This is a genomic window from Thioalkalivibrio halophilus, from assembly GCF_001995255.1.
Classification (GTDB): Bacteria; Pseudomonadota; Gammaproteobacteria; order Ectothiorhodospirales; family Ectothiorhodospiraceae; genus Thioalkalivibrio; species Thioalkalivibrio halophilus.
The window spans coordinates 1-3,527 of sequence record NZ_MUZR01000060.1; the positions used below are offsets into that span (position 1 = coordinate 1).

General features: G+C 74.6%; 4 protein-coding genes. 1 reads left to right on the plus strand and 3 read right to left on the minus strand.

Features of this window, described 5'->3' with window-relative positions; genetic code table 11:
* Positions 1 to 1,232: precorrin-6y C5,15-methyltransferase (decarboxylating) subunit CbiE (gene cbiE, locus B1A74_RS12545; RefSeq protein ID WP_077244818.1), on the minus strand; the 1,232-nt coding region annotated here is incomplete at its 3' end.
* Between the two features lie 4 nt (positions 1,233 to 1,236).
* Here cbiE and B1A74_RS12550 point away from each other — a divergent pair.
* Positions 1,237 to 2,055 (plus strand): cobalt-precorrin-6A reductase, encoded by an 819-nt coding sequence (locus B1A74_RS12550; RefSeq protein ID WP_077244819.1) that lies wholly within the window; start codon positions 1,237 to 1,239, stop codon positions 2,053 to 2,055.
* Here B1A74_RS12550 and cobJ read toward each other — a convergent pair.
* Complete coding sequence (cobJ, locus tag B1A74_RS12555) at positions 2,028 to 2,798, minus strand: precorrin-3B C(17)-methyltransferase (protein WP_077244820.1); 771 nt, start codon at positions 2,796 to 2,798, stop codon at positions 2,028 to 2,030. The genes B1A74_RS12550 and cobJ overlap by 28 nt on opposite strands.
* Positions 2,795 to 3,520: a precorrin-2 C(20)-methyltransferase gene (locus B1A74_RS12560; RefSeq protein WP_244269216.1), complete on the minus strand. Its 726-nt coding sequence runs from the start codon at positions 3,518 to 3,520 to the stop codon at positions 2,795 to 2,797. Before B1A74_RS12560 ends, cobJ begins: the two co-directional genes overlap by 4 nt.
* Between the last annotated feature and the right edge of the window lie 7 nt (positions 3,521 to 3,527).

Genomic DNA, 3,527 nt, shown 5'->3' on the forward strand with positions numbered 1-3,527 from the left:
CCCCGGCGCAGCGACCACAGGGTCACTGGCCGCAGCGGCTTCCAGCCGGCCATGCCGCCCAGCGGCTCCGCGCGGCTGACGTTGATCCGCGTGAGCTCGCCGCCGTGGCGCTCGTGCGCCGCCGCCAGCACCGCGTCCCCTTCCACGGTCACGCTGCTGGCGACCAGCCGCCCGCCCGGGCGCAGCTGGTCGATGCAGTGCTCCACCAGCCCCGGCGTGGTCAGCCCGCCGCCGATGAAGATCGCATCGGGTGGCGGCAGGTCTTCCAGTGCCTCCGGCGCACGCCCGTGGATGGGACGCAGCGCCGGCACCCCCAGCGTGCTCGCGTTGCGCGCGATGCGTTCCAGGCGCTCCGCGCGCGGCTCGATGGCCACGGCGGTGTTGGCCGGATCCGCCAGCATCCACTCGATGCCGATGGATCCGGAGCCGGCGCCCACGTCCCACAGCCGCTCGCCGCGACCGGGCGCCAGCAGGGCCAGCGCCACTGCCCGCACCTCGCGCTTGGTGATCTGTCCGTCCTGCTCGAACTGCGCCTCCGGGCGGCCGGCACTGGCCGCCAGCACCTGCGCCGCCGGATCGGCCCGGCACTCCAGCGCCACGGTGTTCAGCGCCTCGATCGCGACCTCCGGCCAGGCCCCGGCGCGCGCGCGGACGACCGCCTCGCGGTCCGCACCCAGGGACTGCAATACGGTCAGGGTGGAATCGCCGAAGCCGAGCCCGGTCAGCCAGTGCGCCAGTTCCGCCGGGGTATCCCCGTCGCGGCTCAGGATCAGCAGCCGCGCGCCGTCATGCAGCCAGGGCCGCAGCGCCTCCATCGGCCGGCCGTGCACCGACAGGCAGCGGGTCTGCTGCAGCGGCCAGCCCATGCGCGCAGCGGCCAGACTGAACGCCGAGGGCGCCGGCCAGACGCAGGTCTGCGCGACCGGAAAACGCCGCATCAGGGTCGCGCCCACCCCGAACCAGAAGGGGTCGCCGCTGGCGAGCACGCACAGCGGCTGACCGGCGCGCGCCTCGATCCAGTCCAGCGCGGTCTCCAGCGGCGACGGCCACACCAGGCGCTCCTGCCCCGGCCGCTCCGGCAGCATCTCCAGATGCCTGGCGCCGCCGATCACCGTCGCCGCCGTGTCCAGCGCCATGCGGGCATCCGGGGCCAGCCCGGCGAGCCCCTCCGCGCCCACGCCGACGATGTTCAGCCATGGCGCTCGCTCCTCGTTCGTGGCTAGACTGGTCATCCTCATGAGCTCCCGTTCATCCACCGATACCGCCCCCCGGGCGGCGCGCCCGCGGCAGATCCTGCTGCTGGGCGGCACCACCGAGGCCGCGGCGCTGGAACCGCTGCTGGACGGCCACCCGCGGCTGCACGCCACCGTCTCGCTGGCCGGACGCACGCGCAAACCGGCGCCCTCGCGGCTGACCCGGCGCACGGGCGGATTCGGCGGTGCCGACGGCCTCGCCGCCTGGCTGCGCGACCACGCCATCGACGCCGTGGTCGACGCCACCCACCCGTTCGCGCGGCAGATCTCGGCCAATGCCGTCGCCGCCACGCGCCGGGCCGGCGTGCCCCTGGCCCGGCTGACCCGGCCGCCGTGGCAGGCCGGCCCCGGGGATCACTGGCTGCGCGTGTCCGACCTGGAGGCCGCCGCCCGCGCGCTCCCCGGCCTCGGCCGGCGCGTGCTCATCACCACCGGGCGCCAGCACCTGGAGGCCTTCGCGGCCGCACCCGAGCTGGACTACGTGATCCGCACCATCGACCCGCCGGAACCGCCGCCGGCGCTGCCCCGGGTCACCTGGCTGCGGGCCCGCGGCCCGTTCAGCCTGGCCGACGAGCACCGGCTGCTGGAGACCCACGCCATCGACGTGCTGGTCACCAAGGACAGCGGCGGCGAGGCCACCGCCCCCAAGCTGCAGGCCGCGCGCGAACGCGGCATCCCGGTGGTGATGGTGGACCGGCCACCGGACGCCCCCGGGGTGCCCCGCTTCCACGCCCCGCAGGCGGCCCTGGAGTGGCTGGAAGGCCTCGCGCGCGTTCACTGCGACTCCGCCGACTCGACATAGCGCGGGGTGTACAAATGGCGCCGGCCGGAGCGACGCTCCAGCACCCGGGTGGAGGCGGCGCCGACGATCACCAGCGTGCTCATGTTGGCCGCCGCCGGATCCACTTCGCCGAGGGTGGAAACCCGCAGCTCCTCCCGCTCGCCGCGGCCCACCGCGGTGGCCAGCACCACCAGGGTGTCCGGGCCCTGGACCTCGCGCACGATGTCCAGCGCCGCGCCCAGCTGCCACGGTCGCGCGCGCGAGATCGGGTTGTAGAAGGCCATGGCGAAGTCGGCCTCGGCCGCCAGCCGTACCCGCCGCCGGATCAGCGACCACGGCTTGAGATTGTCCGACAGCGAGATCGCGCAGAAGTCGTTGCCCAGCGGCGCCCCCAGCCGCGCCGCGGCCGCCTGCATCGCCGACACCCCGGGCAGCACCTCTACCGCCACCGCATCCCAGCGGCCCGGCTGCGCGCCCTCCAGGGCCTCGAACACCGCCGCGGCCATCGCGAACACCCCGGGATCCCCCCCGGAGACCACCGCCACATCGCGCCCCTCGGCGGCCATGTCCAGCGCATGCGCCGCGCGCGCCAGTTCCTCGCGGTTGTCGGAGGCATGCACGCGGTGATGCGCCCCGGCCACGCGCTCCAGGTACGGCCCGTAGCCCACCAGATCGGTGGCATCGGCGAGCAGCGCGGCCACCTCCGGCGTGATCCATTCGGGGCCCGCCGGCCCGACCCCGACCACGGTCAGACGCCCGCTCATCGCCGTACCCCCTCGCCGTGGATCACGATCAGGGAGAAATACGGCGCCTCCCCGGGCGTCTCCTCGAGCGCCTCGGCCAGCGGCCGCACGCGTTCCTCGTCAAAGCTCGCGCGTTCGATGTACCAGGCGCGCGCGGTCAGCCCCAGGCGCTCCAGCACGCGGCGGATCTTCGGCAGCTGCTTGCCGAGCTTCATGATCACCGCAGCCTGCGCGGGCGCGAGCGCCGCCTCCAGTTCCGCCTCCGGCAGCGTCCCCGGCACGACGCTCAGGGTGTCGTCGCGCATCACCAGCGGCGCCGGCAGTTGCGCCGCCGCGGCGATCGGCGAGATCACCCCGGGCACCACCTCGCTGCGAAAGCGCTCGCGCAGGCGCAGGTGCACGTGCATGAACGAACCGTAGAAATACGGATCGCCCTCGTTGAGCACGCAGACCGAACGGCCGGCCTCCAGATGGGCCGCCAGGCGTTCGGCGCACTGGTCGAAGAACGCCTCGATGCGGCTGCGGTAGCTCTCCTCCTGGTGGGCGATCTCGTTGGTCACCGGATACTCCAGCGCCTCCTCGATCTGCCCGGGACCGATGTGCGCATCCGCGATGCGCCGCGCCTGCCCGGTGGTCCCGCGCTTGCAGAAATACGCCACCACCGGCGCCTCGGCGATGCGCCGCGCGGCGCGGAAGGTCATCAGTTCGGGGTCCCCGGGGCCGGTGCCGACCCCGCAGAGCACCCCGGGT